Annotated in this window: 33 protein-coding genes; 3 read left to right on the top strand and 30 right to left on the bottom strand. The window is 47.5% G+C overall.

The window, feature by feature from the left end; genetic code table 11:
- Window positions 1-61 precede the first annotated feature (61 nt).
- From QNJ26_15800 to QNJ26_15655, 30 genes are all read right to left on the bottom strand, one after another.
- Window positions 62-493, bottom strand: a complete 432-nt coding sequence (locus tag QNJ26_15800; GenBank protein ID MDJ0987004.1) for a hotdog domain-containing protein — start codon at window positions 491-493, stop codon at window positions 62-64.
- 133 nt (window positions 494-626) lie between these two features.
- The gene (locus QNJ26_15795; GenBank protein ID MDJ0987003.1) at window positions 627-1280 is read right to left on the bottom strand and encodes a GntR family transcriptional regulator; all 654 of its coding nucleotides are present in this window, start codon (window positions 1278-1280) and stop codon (window positions 627-629) included.
- Between the two features lie 51 nt (window positions 1281-1331).
- Window positions 1332-2081, bottom strand: a complete 750-nt coding sequence (locus QNJ26_15790) for a sulfite exporter TauE/SafE family protein (GenBank protein MDJ0987002.1) — start codon at window positions 2079-2081, stop codon at window positions 1332-1334.
- A gap of 169 nt (window positions 2082-2250) precedes the next feature.
- Window positions 2251-2424: a hypothetical protein gene (locus QNJ26_15785; GenBank protein ID MDJ0987001.1), complete on the bottom strand. Its 174-nt coding sequence runs from the start codon at window positions 2422-2424 to the stop codon at window positions 2251-2253.
- Between the two features lie 11 nt (window positions 2425-2435).
- Window positions 2436-2723 carry a hypothetical protein gene (locus tag QNJ26_15780; GenBank protein ID MDJ0987000.1) on the bottom strand — a complete coding sequence of 96 codons (288 nt, stop codon included), beginning with the start codon at window positions 2721-2723 and terminating at the stop codon, window positions 2436-2438.
- A gap of 9 nt (window positions 2724-2732) precedes the next feature.
- Window positions 2733-3041 carry a DsrE family protein gene (locus QNJ26_15775; GenBank protein ID MDJ0986999.1) on the bottom strand — a complete coding sequence of 103 codons (309 nt, stop codon included), beginning with the start codon at window positions 3039-3041 and terminating at the stop codon, window positions 2733-2735.
- Window positions 3042-3053: 12 nt separating this feature from the next.
- Window positions 3054-3308 carry a sulfurtransferase TusA family protein gene (locus tag QNJ26_15770; GenBank protein ID MDJ0986998.1) on the bottom strand — a complete coding sequence of 85 codons (255 nt, stop codon included), beginning with the start codon at window positions 3306-3308 and terminating at the stop codon, window positions 3054-3056.
- Window positions 3309-3425: 117 nt separating this feature from the next.
- Complete coding sequence (locus QNJ26_15765; GenBank protein MDJ0986997.1) at window positions 3426-4061, bottom strand: DUF1638 domain-containing protein; 636 nt, start codon at window positions 4059-4061, stop codon at window positions 3426-3428.
- A gap of 177 nt (window positions 4062-4238) precedes the next feature.
- On the bottom strand, window positions 4239-4667 hold the full coding sequence (locus QNJ26_15760) for a universal stress protein (GenBank protein MDJ0986996.1): 429 nt from the start codon (window positions 4665-4667) through the stop codon (window positions 4239-4241).
- Window positions 4668-4713: 46 nt separating this feature from the next.
- On the bottom strand, window positions 4714-5559 hold the full coding sequence (locus QNJ26_15755) for an ABC transporter ATP-binding protein (protein MDJ0986995.1): 846 nt from the start codon (window positions 5557-5559) through the stop codon (window positions 4714-4716).
- A gap of 23 nt (window positions 5560-5582) precedes the next feature.
- The gene (locus tag QNJ26_15750) at window positions 5583-6434 is read right to left on the bottom strand and encodes an ABC transporter ATP-binding protein (protein MDJ0986994.1); all 852 of its coding nucleotides are present in this window, start codon (window positions 6432-6434) and stop codon (window positions 5583-5585) included.
- 12 nt (window positions 6435-6446) lie between these two features.
- Window positions 6447-7253, bottom strand: a complete 807-nt coding sequence (locus tag QNJ26_15745; GenBank protein ID MDJ0986993.1) for an ABC transporter permease — start codon at window positions 7251-7253, stop codon at window positions 6447-6449.
- Between the two features lie 13 nt (window positions 7254-7266).
- Window positions 7267-8115: an ABC transporter permease gene (locus tag QNJ26_15740; protein ID MDJ0986992.1), complete on the bottom strand. Its 849-nt coding sequence runs from the start codon at window positions 8113-8115 to the stop codon at window positions 7267-7269.
- Window positions 8116-8245: 130 nt separating this feature from the next.
- Window positions 8246-9238 (bottom strand): ABC transporter substrate-binding protein, encoded by a 993-nt coding sequence (locus QNJ26_15735; GenBank protein MDJ0986991.1) that lies wholly within the window; start codon window positions 9236-9238, stop codon window positions 8246-8248.
- A gap of 138 nt (window positions 9239-9376) precedes the next feature.
- Entirely contained in the window at window positions 9377-9886 is a 510-nt protein-coding gene (locus QNJ26_15730) for a hypothetical protein (GenBank protein MDJ0986990.1), read from the bottom strand.
- A 225-nt stretch (window positions 9887-10111) separates the two neighbouring features.
- Entirely contained in the window at window positions 10112-10357 is a 246-nt protein-coding gene (locus QNJ26_15725) for a thioredoxin family protein (protein ID MDJ0986989.1), read from the bottom strand.
- Window positions 10358-10381: 24 nt separating this feature from the next.
- Window positions 10382-11254, bottom strand: coding sequence for a dihydropteroate synthase (locus QNJ26_15720; protein MDJ0986988.1), 873 nt, complete (start codon window positions 11252-11254; stop codon window positions 10382-10384).
- A 33-nt stretch (window positions 11255-11287) separates the two neighbouring features.
- The gene (locus QNJ26_15715; protein ID MDJ0986987.1) at window positions 11288-11929 is read right to left on the bottom strand and encodes a corrinoid protein; all 642 of its coding nucleotides are present in this window, start codon (window positions 11927-11929) and stop codon (window positions 11288-11290) included.
- 29 nt (window positions 11930-11958) lie between these two features.
- Window positions 11959-13056: a uroporphyrinogen decarboxylase family protein gene (locus QNJ26_15710; protein MDJ0986986.1), complete on the bottom strand. Its 1098-nt coding sequence runs from the start codon at window positions 13054-13056 to the stop codon at window positions 11959-11961.
- A gap of 71 nt (window positions 13057-13127) precedes the next feature.
- A complete protein-coding gene (locus QNJ26_15705) occupies window positions 13128-13883 on the bottom strand; it encodes an MBL fold metallo-hydrolase (protein MDJ0986985.1) in 756 nt (251 codons plus the stop codon).
- A 620-nt stretch (window positions 13884-14503) separates the two neighbouring features.
- On the bottom strand, window positions 14504-15376 hold the full coding sequence (locus tag QNJ26_15700) for a DUF169 domain-containing protein (protein ID MDJ0986984.1): 873 nt from the start codon (window positions 15374-15376) through the stop codon (window positions 14504-14506).
- A gap of 237 nt (window positions 15377-15613) precedes the next feature.
- Window positions 15614-16972, bottom strand: coding sequence for a phenylacetate--CoA ligase family protein (locus QNJ26_15695; protein ID MDJ0986983.1), 1359 nt, complete (start codon window positions 16970-16972; stop codon window positions 15614-15616).
- 22 nt (window positions 16973-16994) lie between these two features.
- Window positions 16995-18311 (bottom strand): TRAP transporter large permease subunit, encoded by a 1317-nt coding sequence (locus QNJ26_15690; protein MDJ0986982.1) that lies wholly within the window; start codon window positions 18309-18311, stop codon window positions 16995-16997.
- A 25-nt stretch (window positions 18312-18336) separates the two neighbouring features.
- Window positions 18337-18852, bottom strand: a complete 516-nt coding sequence (locus QNJ26_15685; GenBank protein MDJ0986981.1) for a TRAP transporter small permease — start codon at window positions 18850-18852, stop codon at window positions 18337-18339.
- A 67-nt stretch (window positions 18853-18919) separates the two neighbouring features.
- Window positions 18920-19960 carry a C4-dicarboxylate TRAP transporter substrate-binding protein gene (locus QNJ26_15680; GenBank protein ID MDJ0986980.1) on the bottom strand — a complete coding sequence of 347 codons (1041 nt, stop codon included), beginning with the start codon at window positions 19958-19960 and terminating at the stop codon, window positions 18920-18922.
- A gap of 588 nt (window positions 19961-20548) precedes the next feature.
- Entirely contained in the window at window positions 20549-21226 is a 678-nt protein-coding gene (locus tag QNJ26_15675; protein ID MDJ0986979.1) for a hypothetical protein, read from the bottom strand.
- A 104-nt stretch (window positions 21227-21330) separates the two neighbouring features.
- Window positions 21331-21579, bottom strand: coding sequence for a thioredoxin family protein (locus QNJ26_15670; GenBank protein ID MDJ0986978.1), 249 nt, complete (start codon window positions 21577-21579; stop codon window positions 21331-21333).
- Window positions 21580-21625: 46 nt separating this feature from the next.
- Window positions 21626-22267, bottom strand: coding sequence for a corrinoid protein (locus QNJ26_15665; GenBank protein MDJ0986977.1), 642 nt, complete (start codon window positions 22265-22267; stop codon window positions 21626-21628).
- A gap of 29 nt (window positions 22268-22296) precedes the next feature.
- Window positions 22297-23394: a uroporphyrinogen decarboxylase family protein gene (locus QNJ26_15660; protein ID MDJ0986976.1), complete on the bottom strand. Its 1098-nt coding sequence runs from the start codon at window positions 23392-23394 to the stop codon at window positions 22297-22299.
- A gap of 37 nt (window positions 23395-23431) precedes the next feature.
- Window positions 23432-24253 carry a sulfite exporter TauE/SafE family protein gene (locus QNJ26_15655; protein MDJ0986975.1) on the bottom strand — a complete coding sequence of 274 codons (822 nt, stop codon included), beginning with the start codon at window positions 24251-24253 and terminating at the stop codon, window positions 23432-23434.
- 495 nt (window positions 24254-24748) lie between these two features.
- On the opposite strand from QNJ26_15655, the gene QNJ26_15650 reads away from it, so the two are divergent.
- The 3 genes from QNJ26_15650 to QNJ26_15640 form a co-directional block, all read left to right on the top strand.
- Window positions 24749-25087 carry a metalloregulator ArsR/SmtB family transcription factor gene (locus QNJ26_15650; GenBank protein ID MDJ0986974.1) on the top strand — a complete coding sequence of 113 codons (339 nt, stop codon included), beginning with the start codon at window positions 24749-24751 and terminating at the stop codon, window positions 25085-25087.
- 125 nt (window positions 25088-25212) lie between these two features.
- Window positions 25213-26598, top strand: a complete 1386-nt coding sequence (locus tag QNJ26_15645) for a permease (protein ID MDJ0986973.1) — start codon at window positions 25213-25215, stop codon at window positions 26596-26598.
- A 48-nt stretch (window positions 26599-26646) separates the two neighbouring features.
- Window positions 26647-26948: hypothetical protein (locus QNJ26_15640; protein ID MDJ0986972.1), on the top strand; the 302-nt coding region annotated here is incomplete at its 3' end.

Below are 26948 nucleotides of genomic sequence, written 5' to 3'. Positions count from 1 at the left end.
CATGAACCCAGTCGGTAAGTTTTTCAAGCGGATACCAAAGAAAGGCGAACAATTTTTGTGTTCACCAGATACGCCCCGCAATTACTTCAGCCTGCGCGCATACCTTATCATCAGCAAAAAGCGAACAACTAATCACAACGTCCGTGCCTTTTATCTCTTTTACCTCTGCCAGCAAAGAAAGTTCTGTTTCTACGGGTGTGGGGAATCTAAAATTGACATCCAGGCGGCGCGTTACGTATTGAATTTTCGGTTGTGCCGAAGGCTCGCGTCCTTCAGCCTGGCAAGTAGAGGCAATTGCTGTTGCAATACTGTGACAATCAATCATACTTGCTATTAGGCCCCCATACACCCAACCTTTTGCGCCTCCAGAATGATGGGATTGGGTCGTGAAATATCCCTTGCCGGCCTTACCGTCCCATTCGGCCCTAAGATGCAAATCCTGCAAGTAAGGCAGTCCACAGATATATAAATCCTCGATCGCTTGCTTTACCATTGTCTTTTTCCGTTTCGAGTTTTTTTTGTCAATCATTTGTATAAAGGATTTTAGATTTGATTTTACGGCGGCCCAAAAGGATAACAGACAGCTTCACTGCCAAACAAAACCTAAGGCGTTTAGATTTTTGGCATTATGTCTTCTGCAGCTGCGTCACGATTTTTTTGTTGGATTTATAACCCGATTCCAAGTGACGGCGGATTAATTTTTCGCAGTCATCAGCTTCTTTTGCTCGTAGTGCCTTCAGAATCTGACGATGCTCTTTGAGGGACTTGCGATAGAATTCTGGTTTTTTCTCCAAATTAAATTGCAGACATCTAATTGAGTTTTCCATTCGCATAAAGACAGACTCTAGTACCTTATTTTGACAATGTGAAATGTAATATTTATGAAAATTAAAAGAATGGTCAAAATAAGCCAGCGGATCTTTTTGTTCTATGGAGGTTTCCATTTTATCACAAATACCTTCCATAATCGCTATATTCTGGTCGCTTATCAAGCCAACGAATTTACGCAGGCAATACACTTCCAGTAAAACCCTGGCTTCATATATTTCTTCCAAATCCTCAAGCGAAATGCGGGTAACTTTAGCACCCTTGTTCGGTTCGATTTCAATCAAGCCTTGCGCCTCCAATATTCTAAAAGCCTCTCGAACCGGCATACGACTGACGCCAAGCCAATCGGAAACTTCCTTTTCCTTTAGCTTCGACCCGGGAATAAATTTGCCGCTAAAAATGGCGTTGCGAATATGATCAACAATTTGGTCTATGGTGGTTACAATTTTCATATGGTTTTAGGCCTTAACGATTCTTGATGCGATAATGGATCGATACAGGACTTATGACAACAGTCCCCATATCATTTTTATGGCAATTATGTAAAGCACCAGACCGATGACAGTCTTTACATGTGACCCTTTTAGTTTAATTGATAATAGCCATGCGCCCAGCAGCCCACCGCCGATTGAAGCAAAAGCCGATATTCCCAGAAGCGGCAGGTTCACATTGCCCAGCAGGACATGGCCGAGGAAGGCTGCTAAAGACGAGAAAATGACGATAAACCCCGATGTGGCTGCTGCCTTGCGGGCTTCAAAACCTATCCAGATTAAAGCCGGAACGATCAGGTTTCCGCCGCCAACTCCCAGCAGGCCACCGATATAACCGGCAACTGCGCCAATGAGCCCACCTATAAGCAGTTGCTGTTTCCAGGTGTAAAAGGATTCCTTCGCTTGAGGTCTGAAAAGGAGCATCATAGAACCGGCAAAGATTAAGAACCCTGCAAACAGCCACAACAAAATTTCGCGCGAGATAAATTGTGTGCAAAAGGCCCCCAGCGGAGAAAAAATCGAAGCCACGATCAATACAGGAAGTGCAACTTGGAAAACAACCAATTTATTGCGTATATAGGTGACCGAGGCAAAACCCATACTGAGACTGTTTAATAGCAAGGCAGTCGCCATGGCTTCTTTCAGAGGCAATCCCATCCAAAAAAAGAATGGAATAATGCTGAATGCCGCTCCGACACCGGCGATGGTCAACACTGCTGTAAAAACAAAAACAATTAGAGCCGCAATCAGTAAGGTCGACATAGTTAGACCTTTTTGCTTCTTGTGGGCTTAGCGCTTGAGCGGGATTGGATAGATATGGTTATTGCTCAATCCGGATTAGATGACCGGGGCAAGGTTTCCATCTAAATAAAATGGTGGCATATTTTACGAAAGTACGGCTTCAATCTATTGCCCATTAAACATCGCTCGGTTACCACCAGGAGATGACCTTATCACTTGAAAAAATCTCTGTGACCAACGCGTCATAGTTAATATGGTCCTCATATAGGGGCACCTCAACATTTTGGGCGTCTTCAAATGTCTGCTCAATAAAAGCGCGCGTATTTTCATCGGGTTCGGAACGCAAGATATGCAAAATTTTCATTATCGTACCTCTTAAAAAGCGATAATAATGTCGTTTTCTTTAAGCTTTTTGGGGATCGCTGCTAGGTCGAGAGGTTCAAAGCCGTATTTTTCAACATTGGCTGGCACATTGCTGTAACGGGTTCCTTCCATCTCATCGATGAATTCCATGTTGTCTTTATATTCTTCGGTCAATTCGATCTCATGATTTAAAACGATCATACTGACGATATGAAATTCCATCAAAAGTCCCAAACTTGAGCGTAATCCCTCATACTGTCTTTGTTTGTCCTTTATCAGCACAGCAACTTTTTTGGCCATACCGTCCTCCTAAAGCATCACGTAACGATCGCATTCCTCGACCATTTCCGCATTGCGTGCCTGGGTCACAAAATCCTTATCAACCAGGCCGGCAAGTTCTTTACCCTGGTATCCGCGGTCAATATAGCTGACTTCGCATACAGCCACCTGGGCAATATCTATAAGTTCTGAGAAGCGGGAATTCTGGGTCAACAGGACACCATCTCCGGTAAAAAAGATTTCGACCTGCTTGCCGGCACTCTTGGCCGCCCTTGCCAACCCGATCACATGGTGTAGATTGTTTCCGGTTGAGACGCAGATACCGATCGTTTGGGCCATTTCCGTGCTCCTTTATTTTTTTTCGCCTTTTTTCAGATAAAAACGAAAAAAGCCTTCTTCATCATCTATAAAACCCAGCCACTCATGTCCGGATTTTCTGGCCAACTTGGGCATATCTTTTTTGGTTCCCGGATCGGTACCCAGCACTTCTAAAATTTGACCGATCTCCAGACTTTTCATGGCTTTGGCTGTCTTTAAAGTTGGCATGGGGCAGCTGATACCCCTGACATCTAATGTTTCATCAGGCTTTATTTTTGTAAGGTCCATCAATCAATTCTCCTTTCAAAATACTCGCAAAAAAATGCACTTCAGCGCCTTAAATCCAAAACATAATTCCTGGTGCCGGATTCGCAACAATACGTTTAGCTGTTGTCCAATCCAATTTTAGCAGGATTGGGAAGGGTAGTTTAAAAACATCTTTTGTTCAATGCAATCCCCCGGTTTCATAAAGATAAATTCTTCATTGGAATAGGGACCGTAAAGCAGCTTTTTTAAAAATCCTAAATCTGCCTTGACCTCTATAAATTTCTTATTAAAAAAATCGGCGTTTTCTGCAGCCCTCTGACGGAGATGAGCCGTATTACCGGCGCCGGTATTGATAAAAGCCACATGGCTGTAATTTTTCAATTCTTCGGTCATTCCCCATATGGCGGTTTTACGACCCAGTCGTGGCGTGTAGTCATTGTCAACAATACCTAATGGGTCCTGACCTTCCTTAATCCAGCCGGCCGTTAAATAATAGGTGCCCGGACGCTTTTTTAATGCCACGCGATATTTTGTGCAGGAACCCAAAAAAAATGCGATACAATCATGGCTGCGAGGTACGATAAGGCCACTTTTGCCAGCAGTCACACCGGCGATGCCGTTCGAGCATAATCCATACCCGAGAACAACTTCACCGGCCCAGGTGGCCACCTGATCGATTTGATCCTGAACGAGGGAAGGCATTTTATGCGGGTAACGATGCAGGCCTTGGTCCAGATATCGAATTTCAATATTCGATTCAGGAGTGAGGAGCATTTCAAGCTCAGGTTCAAAAATCCGGCAGGCAACTAAAACTCGCGTTTTTGGATTCACAAAATAAGACCCGAAGCATGCAATTGTCTAAGCAGACCCATTTTTAATAACGTCCACTTGAGAAGTGTCAGTAGGAATTTATTAAATTATAAAAAGTAGCTAAACGAATACCAGCCAATATTATTTTACCGTTACGCAGGTGCATTCCGCCAGATGGCAGACTTTACTGGATACGCTACCCATTAGAAGACCTTTGATTTTCCCAAGGCCGCGACTGCCAATCACAATCATATCGATATCATTGTTTTTGGCAAACTGTAAAATTTCTTCAGCAGGATCACCACGGAAGACCATTGATTTGGTAATTTTTAATCCCATCGCCTGCAGCTGCTTTTGAGCAGCCTTCATGATACCTTCACTGATCAGCTTGGCCGATACCTTGCCGATACCGCCGTCGATTTTTTCACTCTCGATGTACTCCAGGATTTCAGGCGGAATATCCCTGTCTTTAACAACATGCACCAGAAAAATTTCTGAATGGTGCTTCTGGGCAACATCAGACGCAAACAGGATGGCCTTTTTGGAATGCTCAGAGCCATCAAAGGGAATTAATATTTTTTTACCATAGCGCTATTATCTTTCAATCTTTACCTGGTTAAGCCAGCTCGCGCTCACCGGCTTCAAAAGCCTTCATGGATTCTTCTTCTACTTCAGCTCTGACGTGCTCTCTTATTTCTACAAACCGCTCGGTCGCCAAAACCCGGAAATTTCTTGGTCTGGGGATGTCGACGTCAATGACGGCTTTGAAGGTTCCCGGGCGGGTAGTCATGACAAAAATTCTATCCGCTAAAAAAACGGCTTCATCAAGATCGTGAGTGATGAAAAAAATGGTTTTGTGTGTCAGCTCGAATACCGAAAGCAGATATTCATGCATCAGTCCTTTAGACATGTTGTCCAGGGCGCGGAACGGCTCATCTAGCAATAATACTTTAGGGTCATTTATGAGTGCCCGAATGATTTCCACCTGCCGCTTCATGCCGGAGGACAAATTGTCCGGATACAGCGCTTCTATATCCCGACTGAGCCCAAGGCGATCCATTAATTCCCGGGCCATGCTCACGGCTTCTTTAAGCTGCATTTTACCCTGCATGACCGGCCCGTAGGTGATATTACCCATGACCGTTTTCCAGGGGAACAGGGCCCCACCCTGAAAAACCACCATCCGATCCGCGCCGGGTGTTTGAATGATATCGGGGGCAGCGATTTTTTCATCATCCAGGTAAATAGCACCACTGGTGGCATTATCAAATCCGGCGATAGCATTTAACAGAGTCGTCTTGCCGCATCCGGACGGCCCCACCACCATGGCAAATTCGCCGGGCTGAATGTCAGCATTACAGTCTCGGCAAGCATGGACATTGACACCTTCTGGATCGTAAACTTTTTCGACATGTTCGATGAGAATTCTACCTTCTCTTTTTCCATCGGGTTTACTTTCCACAGTTCCCTCACTTTTTCATGCGGTTAGTCCGCATGAGACGTTTCTAATAATCCGGAAAGATCAACATCCACCTTGCCGCTGGCTGTCGAAGCCTTGACGGCCTCTTCATGCAGAAGCTCTAAAGCTTCAGCTTTGATTTCCAGATATCTTTTTGATGTCACCATGCTCCAATCGCGCGGACGCGGCAAATCGACTTCGATGACTTTTTTTATATTTGATGGTTTATTTGTCATAACCAGTAGATTATCTGCCAGGATGATGGCTTCATCCAGTTCGGAAGTAACGAATACGTGGCTGGCATGAGTTTCTTCAAAAAGCTTCAGATAATATTCCTGCATCAGCTGTCGTGTCATGGCATCCAACCCTCTGAAAGGTTCATCCATCAGCATGACCTTGGGTTGGTTGATCAGAGCACGGGCCAATTCGGCGCGCCGCTGCATGCCACCGCTCAGCTGACTGGGGTATTTATCACGGAAATCCTCCAGACCCACCTTTGCCAGAAGTCTCAATGTTTCTTTATGAGCCTGTTCCCTGGTCATGACTTTGCGGGCAAGTGGTCCGAACATCACATTGTCATAACATGTCAGCCAGGGATAAAGAGCAGTTTCCTGAAAAACAACCAAGCGTTCCCAATTGGGCCCAGTAATCGGTTGACCATCCATCTCAACTTTTCCAAGATCGGGCCGTTCATAACCGGCGATCAAATTTATAATCGTTGTTTTTCCGCATCCGGAGGGGCCGATCAAGACGGTTAATTTTCCGGGCTCAACCGTAAATGAGCAGTTCTTTAGGATGATCGTCTGTGTTTTTTTGAAAACGGCCATCCGGCCCACATTTGTAAAAATGACCTCGCTTGCCTGATTGCTGGCTGACATGCGCATAGCCTCCTAAAAAATCCGTTGCCATCTGGTGAAGTAATTACCCACCCAGGCGATGCCAATAGAGCAAATCGCCCCGCACAGGCCGATGATCCCCATGCCCAAAACAACATGCGGATAGTCCATTACAGTATGATTATACCAGACGTAATAGCCCATGCCCCCTTTATTGGCCATCATCTCCGCCGCGACGACCAGAATCCAGGTAATTCCCATGGCCAGTTTCATACCGGTGAAGATTTGTGGCATGGCTGCCGGTAAAATGACTTTCCACAGCATTTGTCTCCTGTTGAGTCCGAATGACATTGCCGCCCTGGGCAATCGAATATCAACTTCGGAAATGCCCCCCATGGTGTTATAGACAATGGGGAAAAAGGCCCCATAAAAAGTCAAAAAGATAATCTGAGACTCAATATGAACAAAGAACAACACGGTTGCCGGTATCCAGGCAATGGGTGGTATCGGGCGCACCATTTCAAAGGCCGGAAAGATAAGACCTTTTGCAACCTTTGAATATCCAATGGCCACACCGATGGGAAATCCGATGATGATTCCCAGAAAAAATCCGGCTAAAACTCTGAAAAAGCTTTTCAGCATATTAATGAATACGACACTGAAAGGCAGCTCGAACAAGGCCAGGAAAACGGCCTTGGGCGTCGGGATCTGTGCAAAATAATCCACGGCAACGACAATGAGACTCCAGAGTACTAAAAACAAGACAAATGACATGATTTGTCTAAAAAGGCTCCAGTTAACGAATCTTCGGTAGATTTGGTGCCAAAATAGTGATTCATTGGTGACGGTGTGATCGGACACGATGATCTCCTCTCTATGTCGTAATGGATTCTTCCAAAGATTCGGTAATGGCGCGCCTCCATGGGACCAGACGCACGGTTAGATATCGAATCAAAACAGAAGTTCCAAAACCGAGAATTCCGATGGCAATCATCCCGTTTACAATCAGCGGATATTGGATCAGGATATAGGCTTCCCAGATACGGTAGCCCAGACCCCATTTTCCGGTGATCATCTCTCCCACGACGGCCCCCATCCAACCGATACCCATGCCGATGGCACATCCTGCAGAGATGGAAGGCAAGGCTCCGGGTAATACGACATGCCAGAATATCTGTTTGGGGGAAGAGCCCAAACAACGTGCCGCTCTGAAATAGTCACGGTCGATCATTTTTACGCCCACGATCGTATTGAGCAGAACCGGAAAAAAAGCATTGATGAAAGGAATAAAAGCCACACTCGCCTCTTCCCAGGGCAAAAGCAATATGGCCAGGGGCAGGTAAGCCGGCGCCGGAATAGGGCGCAGAAGCTCGAGTGTTGGAAAGGTCAGATCGGAAAATGTTTTCCTCCAGCCGATCATCAATCCTAACGGAATGGCAACAATATATGCGACCGATACCCCGCCAAGGACTCGCGCGGTGGTTGCGGCTGCGTCCATCCAGAAAACATGGCTGCCGACCCAGATGATACCTTCTTCCAATACTTCAGCTGGGCTGGGAAAGAGCACAAAGCGGTAGACCTCAAAATGAACCAGCAAACCCCATGCAACAAATACCATCAGTACCGATATAGTGCCCAGGATTGTCGTTTGGCTAAAAATCTTGGATTTTATCGTCGGCGGCTGCCAGACAAAATCCAGGGCTTCTTCATTTGCATTGGACATAACAGTTTCCTTTTAAAACAGGTGCAAAAGGTCGTGAAAGATACCCTGATATCGCCCGAAAGGAAGGATGCTATGCGCATCCTTCCTTTGCAGACATATTCAGGCTGGATGATGTTTATGACGCAACGCTTTATTTATAGAAACTGTTGTCAGCCCAATCAGCTGCCTTGAAATGTTTTTTGAGAAACTTCTTTTCATACAGAAAGTCAATGTCGCGCTGCATGACTTCGATGTGCTCGTCCGTCAGCTCATTTGAGTATTTATACCGGGCCAGCGAACGTTTTAGTGATTCGAGCGGAATCTTTCTTTCCAGCTCATTGTAAACAATTTCGGCAGCTTCATCCGGATGGTTTTTCATGAAGTCGTGCAGGTCATTGTCGGCCCTAACGAGCCCTCTGACGATATCCGGATGGGCTTTGGCAAATCTTTCACTGACAAGCAGCGGCCAGATGGCGTTGACATAGGGTTCATATTTATTCGCGTTGCAAGGCTCTATGCACTTGCCGACCTCTTTCTCGCGGACAAGCTCGATGTAGGGCGGCCAATAGCAGAAAGCGTCCAGCTTGCCGGCTTCCAGATTGCCCACAGCCACTTCCGGGTTCTGGCTGACAATATTAAATTTAATATTTTCCTGTTTGGCAATTTCTTCCAGAATGCGGTGATGTGAAGAACCCACACCGGTGGCGATAGTCGCACCGTCCAGTTCTTTTACACTTTTAATTTTGGAGTCTTTTGGTACGAAGACAGCACCAACATCACCGTGCGGATAAACCGCAACCCCAACCCATTTGGTGTTTTTTATTTTGGATTGGAGCATGACAGCGGGCATGTTCCCGAGGTAGGCAATTTCAAGTTTTCCGGCAATCCAATTGTTAATCAGATGAACACTCCAAAGGCCGAAAAACCAATCAACTTCAACATTAGGGAGGTATTTTTTATAAAACTGTTTTTCCTTCATGACTGATGTTTCCAGCATGCCATACGGACAATAGCCCCAGACGATTTTCATTTTTTCGGTGGTGATGACGTCTGTTTCTATTAGCTTACCGGCAGCAAAGGCAGGAACTGAAGGAATAAGAAAAAGAGCCACAAGTAAAAGTAGAATGATGTGTTTTAATTTCATAGGTAGTCCCCCTCTGATTGGTTTGCTTTTATTGGATATGGTGTATCCTGATTGCAGTGATATCCTTAAATCACCTCCTTTCATTGGCCCCCAGACGCTTCAGTTGCTGAGACCCTTAATGGTTATCAAGCGACGTGCCTAGTCGTTCTCACATATTTTTTTTACGATAAATTCGATGCATTCGTTGCATTTGGACTGCCACTCGCCTTCTTCGATAAATTCCTGCATGGCTTCATCGTATTCGGCATAACGAAAAGGATCGAACCCTAAAATCTCTTGACAAGTGTTAACTTTAAAATGTGTTTTAAAGGCAGTTGTAAGCTTCTGAATCCGGCGTTTGTATTCCTGTTTAAAGCTGCTATCGACCGCAGTGCCGTCCAAAGCCGGATCCTGTTTGAACGGATCAAAGACTGCCGGATCCACACACCTGTCACCGCTGCATTTTTCGAGAAAAATATTAAACACTGTATTTACGCGTTGAGCCGAATCCTGTCCTTCAGGCGGCATCTGCTGTATATTGATGCCTGAAATGATATCGAGATATATGGTGACAGCTCCGGCAACCAGCACTTTGCACAGAAAGGTTTCGGTATCCGGATTCTCCGAGTAAAAAGATCCCAGTTCCCATTTTTCCCGGGATAACCCCAACGCTTCCTGCAAACCTTGCAGAACGGCTTTGTCTCAGTTGGTTCCTTTGTTAAAAAGTTCAGCAACCCGTTTGCATGCCTCTTCAGAACTTAATGGTTTTTTTGTTTTATCATTAGGGTAGGGGAAAGTGACCGCCTCCTTTCAGGTTAATTAAAATGTTGAGACAAAAGAAAAACGGTTCAGGCATACGCCCGAATGCGATTTGTTCATCAAAATATCGCCTCGTTATTTGTATTCGTCCAAAATTTCTTCACACTGATCAACTGTGATGAATTTCCCTTCGGACTTGATGTCGCCGTTGATCTTTATAGCCGGAAAGGCCGATACCCCGTCTGCTTCATGAACTTTTGGATCATCAATGCTTTCGACCTCAAACTCAATGCCCAGCTTGCCCATGGCCTTTTTTAAATTTTTCTCCGAGATCTGTGACCGGGGACAGCCGGCAGTGTAAAATTGAATTTTTTCAATCATGGTATGTGTCTCTCCTTGCCGCGCCTATTTTTGAGCGGCTTTTTGGCGTTTGCGGTAACCACCGATCCAGTTGGTGGCAAATTCGTCACGACCCATGGCCAGATCGGCGGCCAGAATCGAGATGACTACCTCATCAAACAGCGGATTGGTGATCGGGCAGGTTAGCCCGCAGCGGATCGCCATGGCCAAAAACGCTCCGTTGAGCAACTCGCGATCCGGGATGCCAAATGATATGTTGCTGCAGCCCATGGTGATGTTGACCCCATAGTCTTTGACAATCGCCTCGACCGCATCCAGCGCCATCTTGCCGGCCTGATCGTCGGCGCCGATCGACATCGCCAAAGGATCGATGACAATGTCCTGGGCAGCAATACCGACTTTGGCGGCGCGATCCATGATTTTGCCGGCGATCTCGATGCGTTTTTCCAGCGTCTTGGGAATACCCTCATCATCCATGGTCAAACCGATGACCGCCGCATCGTATTGTTTGATCAACGGCAAAATCTTTTCCAGCTTTTCTTCTTCACCGTTGACAGAGTTGACCAGCGCTTTGCCCGCATAAACCGCCAGCGCGGCCTCCAGCGCTTTAACATTAGCCGTGTCAATGCAAAGCGGCACATCGGTCAACTCGCTGAGCACCTCGATCATCTGCACCAGCAGCGCCGGCTCATCGGCGCCCGGCACACCGGCATTGACGTCCAAGATGGCCGCACCGGCTTCAATCTGCGCCAGCGCATCGGCTTTGACCGTGTCAAAATTACCGGCCTTGAGCTCCTCCTGCAACTTTTTGCGGCCGGTGGGGTTGATGCGCTCACCGATAATCGCCGTCGGCAACTCACGGCTGAAGGAAACTTCCTTTGATGCTGATCTTACGGTTGTCGTCAGTACGTCTGCCATTGTTTAAACCTCTTTCCTTTTACAAATTGAGCACTAGTCGGTCAGCAGCTGCTTTGCCAGAGTGACTGCAGCCGCGGCGTCTTCAGCCATGCCGTCGGCACCGATCTCATCGCAAAACTCCTGGGTGACCGGCGCTCCGCCCACCATGATTTTGACCCGATCCCGCAGTCCGGCCTCCTCGACAGCCTTGATCACCACCGGCATTTCATCCAGAGTAGGGGTGATCAGCGCTGACATACCCAGCAAAACCGGCCCTTCTTTTTCATTGAGCGCTTCGATAAATGTCTCGGTTTTCACCGACACACCCACATCGTTGACCTCAAAGCCACTGCCCTTGAGCAACATGGCCACCAGATTTTTGCCGATATCGTGAATGTCGCCGTCGACAGAGCCGATGACAATATAGCCGGCTGACTCCGCGCCGCCGCTTTCAGCCAAAAGCGGCTCCAAAATCTCCAAAGCGCCCTTCATGGCTTTGGCCGAACGCAATACCTCGGGAATAAAATATTCACCCTCCTGCATCAGATCGCCCACATGCAGCATGCCGGGAATCATAAAGTCGGATAACAGCGCCTGAGGGGTGGTGCCTTTTTCTACTTCTGCATTGACAATCTCAACCACCTTGTTGCGATTGCCGTCGATGACCGCCTGGGTTAGTTCGGGAAAATCAGACATAACCAATTCCTCCTTAAGGGTTTGGTGCTTTATGCAAGCGGATATTTACCGTGTTGATGGGTGGCATCCACCCAGGTCTTAAAATTTTCCTGAGGGGTGGCCGGCAGCACCTGGCAGCTGGGCGCCATCATCACTCCCAGCCCATCGCCGATTTTAGAGATCTGATCTTTAACCTGCGCATCAATTGTTTCCGGCGGCCCTTTAACAATGTCGGCTCCGTCGGTAATGATGCAGGCTGGCACCCCTAACTTGTCGATGACTTCGGTCTTGATCCAATCCGGTGGGTTGAACTCGTCAAAATGAAAACCTTCCACACCGGCTTCTTTAACCAGCAACTCTAGATATTCAAAGGCCTTGGGGGTGGTCATATCCCCGTGAATGTGCAGCCAGGTGGCCTGGTTGTGATTTTTTCTGACCGCTTCAACCAGCTTTTTAACGCACGGCAGGTTGAACTCGATGCACATCTTGGGGCTGAGCATCAAGGTGCCCATGGTCTCGGCGGTAAAACAAACCGAATTGCAACCGGCTTCATACTGAGCACCGATCCAGTCGATGGCCCACTCTGTGGCCAGATCACACATTTCCGCCACCCAGTCCGGATCATCATAGGTGTCCTCTAAAAAGGCCTCGTTGGGCCGAAACAAAAACATGGCTGCGGTGGTGCCTACATAATACATCGGCACCAGTGGCATCTCATCGCCGACGGCGGCCGATACGTTTTTCATTACTTCAAGACAGCCGGCCATGCGCGGGTCGGTCTTGGTGACATCGTATTGGGCCATCAGCTTTTGCACCCTCGGCCAGTCGTCTTTGCTCTTTACCGGTTGATCCTCGGTGGTGCCTGCGGCCAAACCAAATTTTTCCGGAATCATAATGTTGCCGCCCAGCGGTGGAACACCGAACCCGTAGTCCACATAGGAGGGGATGGCGATGTCGTAGTCGACTTCTTTGATATTGGCCAATACCGCCTCGGTGACCTTATCTGAGTCATACCAGTCATGACCGGTGACCTCGGGCAGTAAATACCCGTGACTGTATAGCATCTGAGACATGACCCGCGGCCACACCGGCATGTAATCCGGCGCTTTGCGCTGCCTTACCGCATCAAATCGCTCCTTTTTATTCATTCAATCCTCCTTCCGGTAATCATTATACTGAGCAAGTATATCGTTAATTAAACCGATTTATGACGGACTGATTAAATTTCAATCGTGGTGAAATCATCCGGTACATGCACCTCGCCTTCAAAATGCTTCAGGATGAGTGTTTTGAACGCATCTCTGTTTTCTTCATATTCCGTAGGCCAGTGGACCACCGCGATGCGTTTCACGCCGGCCTCAGTGGCTGCTTTGCCCAGATCTTCCGGTGCGATATGAAAGGAATGGGGTTCCACTACGACGACCGTGCTCATAAAAAGATCCGCGCCCCGGGCAAGATCGATCACCGGTTCTGTAAAACTGGACTCACCGTTGTAAAACAGTGAGCGGCCATCGCGTTCGATGCGATAAGCATGCGCCTCGGAAGGATGCTCCCCGCGCACGGTGCGGACATCTTCAAAATGTTCCGATTCGCCAAGCTCTTTGAATATGAGGTCATAGCCCCTTTTTTCATTATCGGCCACCGGAAGCTCACACAGATCCATCAAACCCTGGGTGGCTTCCTGAATGCCGGCCGGTCCGATAATTTCAAGTGGTTCGGTTCGGTTGCACACATTCATCATATCGAAAAGCACGTGTACGATACCGATGAAATGGTCGGAGTGCAGGTGGGAAATCATAATACGCCGGATGGCATTTAGATCAACACCGTAGGCATTGATATTTCTTAAAGCCCCGTCACCGACTTCCAAAAGGGTGTCATTATCAATCAACATCGAGAGCATACCGCGTGATCCAGTAACTTTGAGCCCCATACCGGGCACGAGGCCGGCGGTGCCTAAAAACGTAATTTTCATCTGAGGTTTGTCCTTATTAAAATTTGGGTTTATTGTCAGTTGATTAGAAAGATTGAAGTTGATCGGGTCATGACGGGCTTCCATATCAAATTCAATCTGATTCATCATTAAAGATATGGTGTTCCCCCCCCCAGGGGTGTGATTTGAAACCTTGATCTGGCTTGTTTAAGCAACCTGGGTATCGAATTTCATTTCTAGCTGTTGCAATACACATACCAAGAGCCGTGTATACAGAGTTTTTTGAGCAACGAAATACCTGGTGTTGCAGGATTGAAAAATATTTAATAATATAAGGAAACTGGAAAGTATTTCACCTCTGGTGCCTTCACGTCTGATTGCTATCTGAACCATATGTTTTGACCTTGATAAATGAAACGTTTCATGAGGGAGCCGGAATGAAACAAAATGATTCATATGAAACAATGTGTGTCCACAATGGTCTATTGTTTACGAGTGGTAAATTTCAAAATGGCGGGCGCATGAACCGGGTCGGGTATGATGGGGTAGTTGATTTATTTTCAGGCTCGTGGCCGAAAATGCTTTCAACCGGACTGTATAATCAAATAAGGCACCCTCGCAGGGGCGCCTTATTTGTTTTTACAGATGACGCATCAGCAGGCTTATTTTTCAAACCAGTCTTTATCCGTATAGGTTCCAAACCAGTCATCCTTATAGTCTTCGTACTTCTCGCCCTTTCCTTCTTTCTCTTGAAAGGCTTCGTAGGTTTCCCAGCCGTACATGCCGTCCGGCCAGCGGGGCTCATGTTCGACAAATCGCGGAATCGGATAACGCCAGCCGGCTTTATGCATATGTTCAAAGCCTTTGACCAGCGGTTCGAGATAGGCTACCGGCAGGATAAACCACATATCGTCATCACTGTCGCCGGTAAAGCGATATTCACCAAAGGTTGGGATAACATAGGTGGGTTTACCGGTATTCATCGCCGGTGCAATGCCCCAGCAGCAAAGCCCGCCGCGGCCACTGTTCTCGGCCACGATTTTCTCTGCGGTTTGATCACAGATGCCCTCGATAACGCGGTTCATCCTGGCGGCATTTAAGCTCAACAGAATCAGATCGGGTTCTATTTTTGTCCAGCCCAAGGGTGACATGACAACCCCGATATAGCCTTTGTCCGGAGGGATTAAGGGTTTGTCGTTTTCAAATTTTTTGGCGACTTCAAGGTCCGGCACCAGTCGGGGATAGATGGCCGTGCCGTCTAGCATGTATGGAGGCTTTTTTGCCCACCCGTGGGCACAGGACCCTTCGAGGCAATAATTATCCTCAGTCAGCAAGGCGTGGGTTCTACCGGTGGTCTTGGTCAGATGCAGGCACTGACAGATTAACAGGCGGGTTTTATAATTTTTCAACGGACGCAGCGCCTTCTCTGGGATTTCGCTTTCATCTTTGATTAATTTGTAGGCGACGGGAAAGGTGTTGGGTCTTAAAAATCGATCCATAATTTCGCCCATTTTGTGATATTTTTCTAGTGACATCGTTAAGACTCCTTTTTGATTGGACAATTTAGGTTAGATAAGAGATGTGGACTGGGTCGGTAGAAGAAACGCGGACGGTCATAGCTTGAAACGCAATTAGATCACCCCCTCGTCGTAAGCATTGCATATTTATGGTGTATCCATCACACTTGTATTTTAAGTGTACGTTGAAATCTATACCACGCTGTAGGAATACGGTCAACCCAATATCATTAAACTCCCTGTGAAAAAAACAAATTATTCAAAGGTTTTTTCAAAAGGAGAGGTTTTGCGCAGCGATTTTTCAAACGTGTTGGGCGGCACCCAGATGACTTGGGGGTTGATTTTTATGCTGTGACTGCAGGCCGACTTGATTTCTTTTGCCAGTGTATCCAATTGATTCTGCTGCATGCCCTCAGCATATTCCACTTTGATTTTCAGCGGCGGTACGACCCGCGGGGGCTTTTCATCAAGCACGATTTTCATGGCACCCGTGACACGCGGGAAAAAAGAGTTGACAATCTCCTGAATGGCGGCCGGATATACGTTAGCGCCTTTGACGATCAGCATATCATCGGATCGCCCCACAAATTTTAAGCGTTTGCCCGGAAAACCGCATTCAGGACATGTGTCAGTGATCACCTGGACAATGTCTCCATAAGCATACTTGATGATCGGACAGGCGTCTCGATCAAGAGAAGTGTGCACAGCCTCACCGATGGCGCCGTCAACACTATCGATGGGCTCTCGCGTCGACACGTCGATTAAATCATCTTGAAATAAATTGTAATCCGGCGCATAGCAATGCAGGCCATGATATTCGTTCGAATCACAGGAAAGACCGAACCCCAATCCCCCCGGTGCCCAGTAATCATAAACCCGGGCGCCATAGGCCGATTCCAAGCGCTCCTTGACTTCCGGAATACCGGGCCCCGGTTCGCCGCACAGAAGCAGAGAATCAAACCCGAGCTCACCCACTTCTTTGCCGATAGTGGTCGGCGCTCTGCCAATCATAAATTCAGCCAGGGAAGGTGTGGTGGCGAAAGAAACGGGTTTGGTGAGCTGTGCAAATTGTAAAATGGCATCCGCTCCGCCGCGAACGTCCACGTCGATCGGTAAAGCGCCCATTTTTCTGATCCCCCACAGCAGCATGCTGGTGGCATAAACGCCAAGGGCATAGGCAAACAGCACGCGATCCCCCGGGTTGATATTCGCGGCCTTGAACATAAAGGCCCACAGGTCGGCCACGGGACCGTTGATATCCCGTCTGGAAAAAGTATAGGTAAACGTCGGTGTGCCACTGGTCCCGGAGGTGGTCGACGTCAATTCCAGTGAGTCCAGGGGCGCACACAGATGCATTCCAAAGGGGTGCCCGAAACGTTCCAGCGATTCATGCTGACTATCGCGCTCGTCCTGTTTGGTCATCATGATGGGCAGTTTACGGAAATCTTCCAGTGTCTTTATGTCTTCAGGATGTGCGCCACAATCCTGGAATTTTTTTTGATAAAATTCTGAATTTTCAAAACTGTATGTGAGCTGTCGACGCAGCCGCTTTTCCTGGTACTCTTTGATTTGTTCTTCTGAAAATGTGTTTAACTCTTTAGTTGCAAACCGCATTACAGGTGTCCTCCTGAGATTTTTAACTACCCATCATGGTTTCCGGAAGCCAGGTCGACAGGCCCGGGAAAACAATTAAAATCGTCAATGTAATCACATCCATTATTATAAAAGGGATAACCCCGAACACGAGATCTCTGAAATTGGCATCCTTGCCGGCACCGCTCATCACGGCGTAAAGATTCAAGCCGACCGGTGGTGTGATAACGGAGATTTCAATGACCTTCACAAAGATAATGCCGAACCAGATCGGATTGATGCCGTACTGCATAATGACCGGAAATACAAAGGGCAGAGTGATGATCATCATGGAAGCGGTATCCAGATAACACCCCATAATGATATACATCAGGCTGAAGGCCACCATAATGCCGGCGGCCGTGTGGATGTGACTGGAAACAAACTGGGTAAACTCGGTGACGACACCGGTGATGACCAGCAGCCGGGAAAAAATTAATCCGCCGATCAATATGGTGAAAATAGTGCATGCCACCGCAGCCGAATTCCGCAGACCTTCCATCAGCCAGCCCTTTTTCGGCCCGAGTTTGAACAGGGCGATCATAAATGTTCCGAAGGCGCCCACTGCTCCGGCGCCGGAAGGCGGAAACAGCCCGGAATAAATTCCGCCGAGCACCAGCAGGATGAGAAGCACGATTCCCCAGACACCTTTAAGGGATTTCATTTTCTCCATTAAACTGTGTCGTACCTCAGGTATGGCTGGCGCCAGGGAAGGCTTAAATCGCACCAGCGAAAAAATCAATATTGCATAAAGAATCGCGGAGATGATACCGGGAATGACTCCGGCGAGCAAAAGTTTGCCGATAGACTGTTCGGTGATGATGGCGTAGATGACCATTGTCAGGCTTGGAGGAATCATAGCGGCAAACGTCCCTGCCGCGCAGATACATCCCAGTGATAGCGACCTTGAATATTTATACTTCAGCATTTCCGGCAGAGCCAGCCGGGTGAAAACCACCGAGTTGACCACCGTCGATCCGGAAGCAGCTGCAAACCCTGCAGAGCCGGCGATCACCGCCAGATAAAGGCCGCCCCGCAGCCGACTGAGCCACATGTTGGCGGCTCGAAACAGGTCCATTGTGAGACCGGCCGACGCCGCCAAAGTGCCCATCAGAACAAAAAGCGGCAGGACCGCCCAGGAATAATTGGCAACAACACTGTAGGGAAGGGTTTGCACGATTGAAAGTGCAAAATTGGGCCCCAAAGCAAACATCAATCCAAAGAAACCGGAAATACCCAGGGAAACTGCGACCGGTACACCACAGCCCAATAAAATTAGTAGTCCGATAACTGATGCGATACCGACGTGAAACGGATCCATGGGTTAATTCCCAATAGAGTTAGACCTAAGTCGTATGATTGGTCTCGGGATTGAAAATATTTTTGAATGCCGTCACCAGATCCCGCAAACACTGTAGGGTCATTAGGGTCAAACCCAGCGCGAGCAATAACTTTGCGGGGTAAACCGGAAAGGCAATCAGTCCCGATTCATATTCCCCGACTCTAAGGCTTTCGATACCAAATCGCCAGCCCTGCCAGGTCAGTAAAAAGAAAAAAAGGGCTGATAGAAAATAGTTAAGGACCTCAAATTTCAGCTGCAGCTTGGGGCGCATTCTGGATGTAAATAATTCGACCCGGATGTGGCCGCGAACCTGCTGATTGTATGCAATCGCCAGAAAAGCACTCACGACCATTAGGGCCTCGGTTGCTTCGAATGTTCCGGGTACGGGTGTGTTAAACACCTTGCCCAGAAACACATCCAGGGCTCCCATGATCATCATGAGCAGCAGCGCAACACCCGACAGCACCGCGCCGATTTCATTTGTCCGGTCCAACAGACTTTTTTTCTTTTTCTCTGTCATACGGGTCTCTGAAACAAACAGGGGAGAAGCGATGAGTTCTCCCCTGTTTGATCGAGTTTGTTAGCATTTACGGACAATTGATCCAGCTGCGCAGATCTTTCCAGAGCTCCACAGTCTGTTTGGCCTCGGCACCCTTGCCCTGCTTCTCCATTTTTTTGATCCAGTCTCCGTAAAAATCCGGATTAGCTTTTTGCCATTTGGCCAGTTCGGCAGCCGGGAATGCAGAAAACTTAACTCCTTTTTCTTCGAGGAATTTCCTGGCAGCAATCTCGGCTTCCGCGGTCTTGGTCAATTCTCGTTTACGGGCTCTTTCCGCTACATCCAGAATGATTTGCCGGTGCTTGTCGGAAAGCTTGTTCCAGGACTTCTGGCTGAAGAATACCCCCCAGGCGGGGCCTTCCCACATAACAACCTCAGTCACATATTTGGCAACTTCATAGATTTTATAGGTCTGGATGAAATCCACTGAAAAGGGGCAGCCGTCGATGACGCCGCGTTGCAGGTTTTCATAAAGCTCGGGCAGAAAAATGGTTACCGGTGTGCCGCCGGCGGCTTTTACCAGGCGCGGCATGTCCTCGCCCCAGGTACGGATTTTTTTGCCTTTGAGATCATCCAGTGTGTTGACCGGCTCGCGGGTGACCAGCAAGTAGGGATTGAGCAGGTGAAAGAAAATCGGAACCACTTTGTTGCGTTCGGCTTCTTCCTGGAAGGCCGGAATTTTTTCCATAAAGGCCTTCATCAAGGCACTGGACTGACAAATATTATCCATTGCCATGGGCAGCGAGTTCGGTGCGGCGAAAAATGGCAACTGGGCTGGAAAATAGCCTGCGGACATGCCGGCGGCATCGATAGCTCCGGTGCCGAGCAGTGTCAGGTTTTCTTTGGCGGCACCCAGCGCGTTGGACCAAAAGATCTGGATTTCAATTTCTCCACCGGTGGCTTTTTTAACCTCGTCTACGAACCATTGATCAATTTTGGATCCGGCCGCAGCTGCCGGAAATTGGTGATTCATTCGCAGGACAGTCTTGGCAGCAGCGTTGCCGCAGATCACGAATGCCAGCAGCGCAATAATTGCTATACATGAAAAAAGTTTAAATTTCTTCATCATCCAGCCTCCTTAATTATGCGGATTAATAAAAATAGCGGCTGCAGCAGGGCTGTGACTCTTATAGCTGCAGCACCCCTCCAACGGTTCTGATAGTCACTGTTTGAGCGTTTACAAAGGAATTGGCTTTACAATTCCTTGTTCATGGGTATGGATATTAGACTTGATGGACGGTGGCGAACCCGCTTCGCCTGGTTTGCGTCTGTGTTATGGCACTTTTTCTATGATCATCACTGAGCAAAACACATACCAGAATGGTCGGAAACTCAAAATGGCACTGGCCGCAGTTTGCCTCTTTGTTATGCCGGATTCTTTTAAGTACTAAATTCAAGTGGTTAATGATGGGTCAGGCTTTTTATATATTAAATTCTGACCTGATATAGATCATTGGAAACTGTTTTCAAAAAACGAGGTTTTAACAGATTGTTTCATTATCAAAATTATTTGGAACAATATGTAAAATCTGAAACAGGATATGATATTACCGTGAAGGTCATGGCGTATTCAGTGACCGCTGATCGGTCGGCCACTGCGCGTGTTTTAATCCGGCTGTCTGGAGATTACGCCCGAAAAAGTCGGAAGAGCAGGGGATTAGGCAGCATCTCCCATTTTTTTAACCAGGAACTGCATACAATCGATGCATTTTTGCATCCACTCGCCCTCTTCAATGTATTCCTGCATCTCCTCATCGTAATCCACATAACTGAATGGATCGAAACCCAGTACATCTTGGCAGTTGCAGGCATTAAATTCGGTTTCAAAACTTTGAAATAAGGTTTTTACTTTTTTTTGATAGGATTTTTTATAACGCTCATCGATTTCTATGCCCTTCAATGCCTCATCATATGCGAATGGATCGAAATCAACCGGATGAATGGGTTTCCCTTCACTGGTCTCTTCCAGGTGCTGATTAAAGATGTGATTTACGCGTTCGATGGATTCTTTAATATCGGAGGATTGCGATGTCTCGGCTTCCATCTGGCCGATCACATCCAGATAAATAGCCATCGCACCGGCGGCCAGCGCTTTGCATAAAAATCGATCGGCATCCGGGTTTTCGGCATAAAAATCGGCAAAATCCCATTTTTCTGGCGGCAGTTTTAAAATTTCCTGCAGGATTAATAAAACCGCTTTGTCGCAGTTCGTCCCCGAATTATAAAGTTCGGCAACCTTTTGGCTCTGTTCTTCAAGGTGCCTAGAAGCTTTATTTTCCCTCTGCTTATCAGCTGTCACCACGAGTTCACCTTCCTTGTTCATGTTTGGGGGCATTCAGTTCCAGTTTCCCGTTGATTCAGTTGAGATCTGATCCGAGACTTCTATTATGACATTCCAGCCTGTGTTCGTAGGGTCTTATCATTTAGGGCGATCACATGTCAATTTTGATATTCTGAAAGCATTTCTTCAAAATCATCGACAGACGTAAAGTCGCCCTCAACTCTGAGTTCACCATTTATTTTTACGGAAGGGAAACTATCGAGGCCTTCCGCTTTGTGGACTACAGGATCATCATAGGCCTTGACCTCAACGTCCAATCCCATTTTGCTGACCGCCTTTCTCAGACTTTTTTCCACTGCTATGGATCGAACGCAACCGCGGGTATAAATTTGAATTTGTTCTATCATCTGTTAGGTTCCTTTTGCTCTTGAGTGGCAATTGATAATTTTTATCTTATGCGGCGAGCAGTTGCTTTGCCAGAGTGACTGCGGCTGCGGCGTCTTCGGCCATACCGTCAGCACCGATTTCATCGCAAAACTCCTGGGTGACCGGTGCTCCACCGACCATGATCTTGACCCGATCCCGCAGACCGGCCTCTTTGACAGCCTTGATCACCACCGGCATTTCATCCAGGGTAGGGGTGATCAGCGCTGACATGCCCAGCAAAACCGGCCCTTCTTTTGCCTGTAACGCTTCAATAAATGTCTCGGTTTTCACCGATACCCCCACATCGTTGACCTCAAAGCCGCTGCCCTTGAGCAGCATGGCCACCAGATTTTTGCCGATATCGTGAATGTCGCCGTCAACAGTGCCGATGACAATATAGCCGGCTGACTCCGCGCCGCCGCTTTCAGCCAAAAGCGGCTCCAAGATTTCCAAAGCCCCCTTCATCGCCTTGGCCGAACGCAATACCTCGGGAATAAAATATTCACCCTCCTGCATCAGATCGCCCACATGCAGCATGCCGGGGATCATGTAATCCGACAGCAGCGTCTGGGGAGTGGTGCCTTTTTCTAATTCTGCATTGACAATCTCAACGACCTTGTTGCGGTTGCCGTCGATGACCGCCTGGGTCAGTTCGGGAAAATCAGACATAACCAGTTCCTCCTTGGATGTTGAACACTTTATGCAAGCGGATATCTGCCGTATTCATGCGCAATATCGATCCAGGCCTTAAAGTGCTCATTGGGTGTGGAAGGCAGGACCTGTCCTGTGGGCACAAATATGACACCGCCACCCGGAGCAGCGATATCCAGAGATTTTTTGGCTTCCGCAGTAATTTTTTCAATCGGTCCTTTATCCAGAAAACCGCCCTTAAACGGCAATCCGCCGGCCACCCCCATTTTACCCTTGACGACCTCTTTGATCCAGCTCGCGTCATGGGCCTTGTCCAGATGCAAGCCAACGATATTGGCGTCTTTTGTTAGTTTCTCAAGCCACTCTTGTGACTTGGGTCGGGTCATATTCCCGTGGACATGATAAAAAGTCTTCTGGCCAAACTCTTTTTCAACCATTTCGCTCATCTCGATGACATAAGGTGTAATAAATCGATCGGCCATCTGCGGTGAGATCAGTTCGGTGCCCCAAAAATCTGCCAGATACAACCAACTATTGGCACCGGCCTCGTACTGCGCGCGAATCCAGTCCATTGCAAAATCAGAGGCTCGGCGGCACATATCATCTACCCATTCAGGCTCTTCCATGCAGGCCTCCATCAGGCCGCCGACTTCCATTAAAATCAAACTGACCACACAAATGCCCGTATAATAAGCCGGTGTGACGGGCGTATGATCACCCACTGCCGTGGAAACATATTTGATGGATTTCAGGGCACCGCGCATCCGCGGATCCGTGAGGGGGTCCAGTGGAAATTGTTTTTTGACGGTATCCCAGTCTGCTTTGGATTCCACTGGATGTTTCAAACACTGCACACTCATACCCCATTTTTCGGGTATGTCCAGGATGCCGCCCAGGGCCGGAACGCCGAATCCCATATCGTAATAACAGCCGAATGCAACGTCATAATCCATATATTCCAGGTTCCATAAAGCCGCCAGGGCGGATTTTTCGGCATCATACCAGTCCTGACCCGTCATTTCCGGCAATTTCCAGCCCATGGAATATATCATTTGGGCCTGATTGCGTGGAAAAACCGGGACACAATCGGGTTCCTTCATATTAAATACACATTCGATTCGTTCCTTTTTGGTTAACTTTTTCATGTTTCGTTCCTCCCTATAATCATTCGTTTGTCTTACATTACAGTATGTAAATTTTAGCTACCATCCATATAGATGCCACAACCAGCAGGGTGATAAAGCCAGCCTTGATGTACTTTTCCGGTATATCGATATGCAAATTGGCACCGATAAAAGCCCCGCAAATCGCAGCCACTCCCAGAATGGTTGTTAAAGTCCATGGTGTTGTTCCTCTGACGGCGTGGCCTAAAAACGAAGTGCCCGAGGATGTTAGAACGAGCATCGTATTGGTGCCGATCGCAATTCTGATGGGAACGGCTCCAAGTATGATGCAAACTGGAATGATTAACCCGCAACCGGATATGCCGACCATTCCGGCGATAAATGCGATGATTCCTACGGGCAGAGCAATTAATAACAAGTTCATGTCATATTCTTCACCGTTTCCCATGACGCGATGCCAGACACCAAATTTGCCCGGCTTGCCGGGAACGCCTTTACCTTTCCACATAAAATATGCCGATATGAGCAATAACACCGCAAAGGTGCCTTTGAGGTAAAGGGCCTTGACCTTAAATGCGAAATACCCGCCCATAAATGCAAATGAACCAACGATGAGAGCCAGGGCAAACGCCAGGGGCCAGTCCACCAATTTGTGTTTGGAGCCATACACTGCCAGCATGGTAATACCTTGAACAAAGATGCAAAATAAACTGATGGTGGCGATATCAAAGTAGGGCAGCATCGTTAAAACCGTTATTAATACTGGGAGCTTGAATTCACCGCCGCCCCGGCCGAAAATGGAAAACAAGGCCGAAATGCCAATCATGGCAATGATCGTGATGATAAATTTTGTAACGGTAAATCCTTCCAAAGCGAACATTTGCATGCCTCCGTCTATTGTTATGCCTGAAGAGAGAGTTCTGGAAAAATCCTGCCCAGAGCATCAACAACATCTGCTGCTCACGGGCTATCTTACCTGAAGATATAAATTGTTGAATGTGCTATGCAATCTGGGGCCCCAATGCCGATAATCTTAATAACGGCAAAAACATGCGCGCCTAATATTTGTATATAAAAATAATGTATACAATATAAAGATATCTACTCTAATCTCTGGTTGATGTCAACAATTTGAATTGCATAATTTCGCTTTTTTATCTTTTGTCACTTAGGTGATTTTAAAAATTGTATAAAATTAAAGTATTACGTTACGAATTACTGTTAATTGCCAATTTACGAACTTTGTGACGGAAATGAATTGAAAGGCGCGGCAATGCGCGAGGTTATCATCGGGCATTAACACAATTTGAAAAAGCACTTGACGATTAGAGAAGGAATTAGTATATTGCTAAATCGGAATATATAAGGAGTTGCCATGAAAGATTTTATCAAAGTCATGAAGGCACTGTCAGATCCCAATCGGATCAAAATCATAAAAATGCTGCAGCATAAAATGATGTGTGTCTGCGAACTGCAGGCTGCCCTGGAAGTTGCCCAGCCGACCGTTTCCAAGCATTTGAAAATATTAGAGGAAGCTGGTTTGGTGGATTATCAGAAGGATGGTCTGTGGGTAAATTATTTTCTGGCGGACGGCACCCGCAGCCCCTATGCTGCCAGTTTGCTCGGGAATATCCGGCACTGGCTTGACAATGACCCTGAGGTGGCCGAATTAAATAAAAAGGCTCCTTTCCTCAACCGATCCGAATTGTGCTAGTTGTACTATTTAAAAATATATAGACAAATATGCATATATAAATTTGAGGCTTTCATAATTCAAAAAGATTGATTGTTACCGGCTGACATTCAGCTAAATCAATTGCAGTTTAGGAGGCGCAACATATGAGTGAAGCAATTGTCATAAGCGGCAGCGAATCAGCTGCCGATAAATCATTAGACACCGAAACCAAAAAACAGCCAAGTCTTGTAGACTGGAAAGGAATCTGGAAACCGCTGAGTCTGATTGTCGGTGCTTTTCTGGTCATTTTTTGGTTGCCAGTTGACAGCGAACGATTTACCAGTGCTGTCATCGAATCCCTGGCACTGGCCAAATGGTATGCTCGCGAGCATGTGATTTTATGCCTGATTCCGGCTTTTTTTATTGCCGGAGCCATTGCCTGTTTCGTTTCACAGGCGGCGGTTATGAAATATTTGGGGGGTAGCGCCAAAAAGGTGTTGGCTTACGGTGTAGCTTCAGTTTCCGGCACCATCCTGGCCGTTTGTTCATGTACCGTCTTACCACTTTTTGCCAGCATCTGGAAAAGAGGGGCCGGCCTGGGCCCGGCGATTGCATTTCTTTATTCGGGCCCGGCCATCAATGTTTTGGCGATTGTGCTGACCGCGCGGGTACTGGGTGTTGAAATTGGCGCTGCCCGGGCCATCGGCGCTGTTGTATTCAGCATTATTATTGGCTTGATCATGCACTTTTTATTCAGGAAAGAAGAGGAGGCCAAGGTGCAAGCCGCCTTGCATATGCCCGACGACGAAGGCGAAAGGCCTCTGTGGCAAACCGTGATTTATTTTGCCGTCATGGTGGCGATTCTGGTTTTTGCCACCTGGGGAGAGACTGGCGAATCTGGTGGATTTTACAATGCGATTTATAGCTTGAAATGGCCACTAACCGGATTTTTTGCCGCACTGCTGGGTGTGCTGCTAGTGCTGTGGTTTAAGGTAAAGTTGTATAAAGTCATTCTGGCCGCCATCATCATATTGGCTTTTGCTATGATTGTTCCGGATCTGCCTTTGCTCACCTTTACAATTGGCATCATGGCGCTGGTTGTCCTAACGACCACGACCCGGGGAGAAACCGAAGACTGGTTTCTGTCCACCTGGGATTTCACCAAACAGATGATGCCGCTTTTACTTGCAGGTGTTTTAGTTGCCGGCTTGCTGTTGGGTCGGCCTGGATCCGAAGGGCTGATTTCGTCAAAGTGGGTTAGCGGATTGGTGGGCGGCAATTCCATATGGGCCAACCTATTTGCATCGGTCGTCGGGGCTTTTATGTATTTTGCAACGCTCACCGAAGTGCCGATTTTGCAGGGACTCATGGGTGCCGGCATGGGCAAGGGACCGGCGCTGGCATTGTTGCTGGCCGGACCCGCCCTCAGCCTGCCGAACATGCTGGTAATCAGAAGTGTATTGGGCACCAAAAAAACGGTTGCATTTATTGGTCTGGTTGTTGTGATGGCCACCATCAGCGGAATGACCTTCGGGCATTTTTTCGCTTGATGCGTGATCCTTTCATCGAATTCACCAAAAATTGGAAACAGACCCAAAATGACATCAGATGAGGTTACTCAGATTAAGGTCGGCAAGAACCGAATGGGAATTATCGGGCTAAAGCAGGCACTATCGAAAGTCGCCCAGGTGTGCGCCGGAAGACCGGATGATGAAATCACAACTGAGCTCCTTGATCGACTTGCGAAAATGAATTACATTCCCGATCACGCCCGTACAGCATATGGACAGGCATTTTTAAGAGAGTTTAAAAAAAGCGTCGGTCAACCCATTGAAGAATCCGAAGATAACTATTTGGAAGTAAAGGTACTGGGGCCCGGTTGCGCGCGCTGCAATCAGCT

This window comes from Desulfobacterales bacterium (genome assembly GCA_030066985.1).
Taxonomy (GTDB): domain Bacteria; phylum Desulfobacterota; class Desulfobacteria; order Desulfobacterales; family JAHEIW01; genus JAHEIW01.
This window is presented reverse-complemented; position numbering and strand designations above follow the sequence as displayed.

Excerpts from the sequence above, each read along its gene's own strand:
- QNJ26_15800 (MDJ0987004.1), bottom strand. The coding sequence starts at position 493 with ATGGTAAAGCAAGCGATCGAGGATTTATATATCTGTGGACTGCCTTAC.
- QNJ26_15795 (MDJ0987003.1), bottom strand. The coding sequence starts at position 1,280 with ATGAAAATTGTAACCACCATAGACCAAATTGTTGATCATATTCGCAAC.
- QNJ26_15790 (MDJ0987002.1), bottom strand. The coding sequence starts at position 2,081 with ATGTCGACCTTACTGATTGCGGCTCTAATTGTTTTTGTTTTTACAGCA.
- QNJ26_15785 (MDJ0987001.1), bottom strand. The coding sequence starts at position 2,424 with ATGAAAATTTTGCATATCTTGCGTTCCGAACCCGATGAAAATACGCGC.
- QNJ26_15780 (MDJ0987000.1), bottom strand. The coding sequence starts at position 2,723 with ATGGCCAAAAAAGTTGCTGTGCTGATAAAGGACAAACAAAGACAGTAT.
- QNJ26_15775 (MDJ0986999.1), bottom strand. The coding sequence starts at position 3,041 with ATGGCCCAAACGATCGGTATCTGCGTCTCAACCGGAAACAATCTACAC.
- QNJ26_15770 (MDJ0986998.1), bottom strand. The coding sequence starts at position 3,308 with ATGGACCTTACAAAAATAAAGCCTGATGAAACATTAGATGTCAGGGGT.
- QNJ26_15765 (MDJ0986997.1), bottom strand. The coding sequence starts at position 4,061 with ATGCTCCTCACTCCTGAATCGAATATTGAAATTCGATATCTGGACCAA.
- QNJ26_15750 (MDJ0986994.1), bottom strand. The coding sequence starts at position 6,434 with ATGTCAGCCAGCAATCAGGCAAGCGAGGTCATTTTTACAAATGTGGGC.
- QNJ26_15740 (MDJ0986992.1), bottom strand. The coding sequence starts at position 8,115 with ATGTCCAATGCAAATGAAGAAGCCCTGGATTTTGTCTGGCAGCCGCCG.
- QNJ26_15735 (MDJ0986991.1), bottom strand. The coding sequence starts at position 9,238 with ATGAAATTAAAACACATCATTCTACTTTTACTTGTGGCTCTTTTTCTT.
- QNJ26_15725 (MDJ0986989.1), bottom strand. The coding sequence starts at position 10,357 with ATGATTGAAAAAATTCAATTTTACACTGCCGGCTGTCCCCGGTCACAG.
- QNJ26_15720 (MDJ0986988.1), bottom strand. The coding sequence starts at position 11,254 with ATGGCAGACGTACTGACGACAACCGTAAGATCAGCATCAAAGGAAGTT.
- QNJ26_15715 (MDJ0986987.1), bottom strand. The coding sequence starts at position 11,929 with ATGTCTGATTTTCCCGAACTAACCCAGGCGGTCATCGACGGCAATCGC.
- QNJ26_15710 (MDJ0986986.1), bottom strand. The coding sequence starts at position 13,056 with ATGAATAAAAAGGAGCGATTTGATGCGGTAAGGCAGCGCAAAGCGCCG.
- QNJ26_15705 (MDJ0986985.1), bottom strand. The coding sequence starts at position 13,883 with ATGAAAATTACGTTTTTAGGCACCGCCGGCCTCGTGCCCGGTATGGGG.
- QNJ26_15700 (MDJ0986984.1), bottom strand. The coding sequence starts at position 15,376 with ATGTCACTAGAAAAATATCACAAAATGGGCGAAATTATGGATCGATTT.
- QNJ26_15695 (MDJ0986983.1), bottom strand. The coding sequence starts at position 16,972 with ATGCGGTTTGCAACTAAAGAGTTAAACACATTTTCAGAAGAACAAATC.
- QNJ26_15690 (MDJ0986982.1), bottom strand. The coding sequence starts at position 18,311 with ATGGATCCGTTTCACGTCGGTATCGCATCAGTTATCGGACTACTAATT.
- QNJ26_15685 (MDJ0986981.1), bottom strand. The coding sequence starts at position 18,852 with ATGACAGAGAAAAAGAAAAAAAGTCTGTTGGACCGGACAAATGAAATC.
- QNJ26_15680 (MDJ0986980.1), bottom strand. The coding sequence starts at position 19,960 with ATGATGAAGAAATTTAAACTTTTTTCATGTATAGCAATTATTGCGCTG.
- QNJ26_15675 (MDJ0986979.1), bottom strand. The coding sequence starts at position 21,226 with ATGCCCCCAAACATGAACAAGGAAGGTGAACTCGTGGTGACAGCTGAT.
- QNJ26_15670 (MDJ0986978.1), bottom strand. The coding sequence starts at position 21,579 with ATGATAGAACAAATTCAAATTTATACCCGCGGTTGCGTTCGATCCATA.
- QNJ26_15665 (MDJ0986977.1), bottom strand. The coding sequence starts at position 22,267 with ATGTCTGATTTTCCCGAACTGACCCAGGCGGTCATCGACGGCAACCGC.
- QNJ26_15660 (MDJ0986976.1), bottom strand. The coding sequence starts at position 23,394 with ATGAAAAAGTTAACCAAAAAGGAACGAATCGAATGTGTATTTAATATG.
- QNJ26_15655 (MDJ0986975.1), bottom strand. The coding sequence starts at position 24,253 with ATGTTCGCTTTGGAAGGATTTACCGTTACAAAATTTATCATCACGATC.
- QNJ26_15650 (MDJ0986974.1), top strand. The coding sequence starts at position 24,749 with ATGAAAGATTTTATCAAAGTCATGAAGGCACTGTCAGATCCCAATCGG.
- QNJ26_15645 (MDJ0986973.1), top strand. The coding sequence starts at position 25,213 with ATGAGTGAAGCAATTGTCATAAGCGGCAGCGAATCAGCTGCCGATAAA.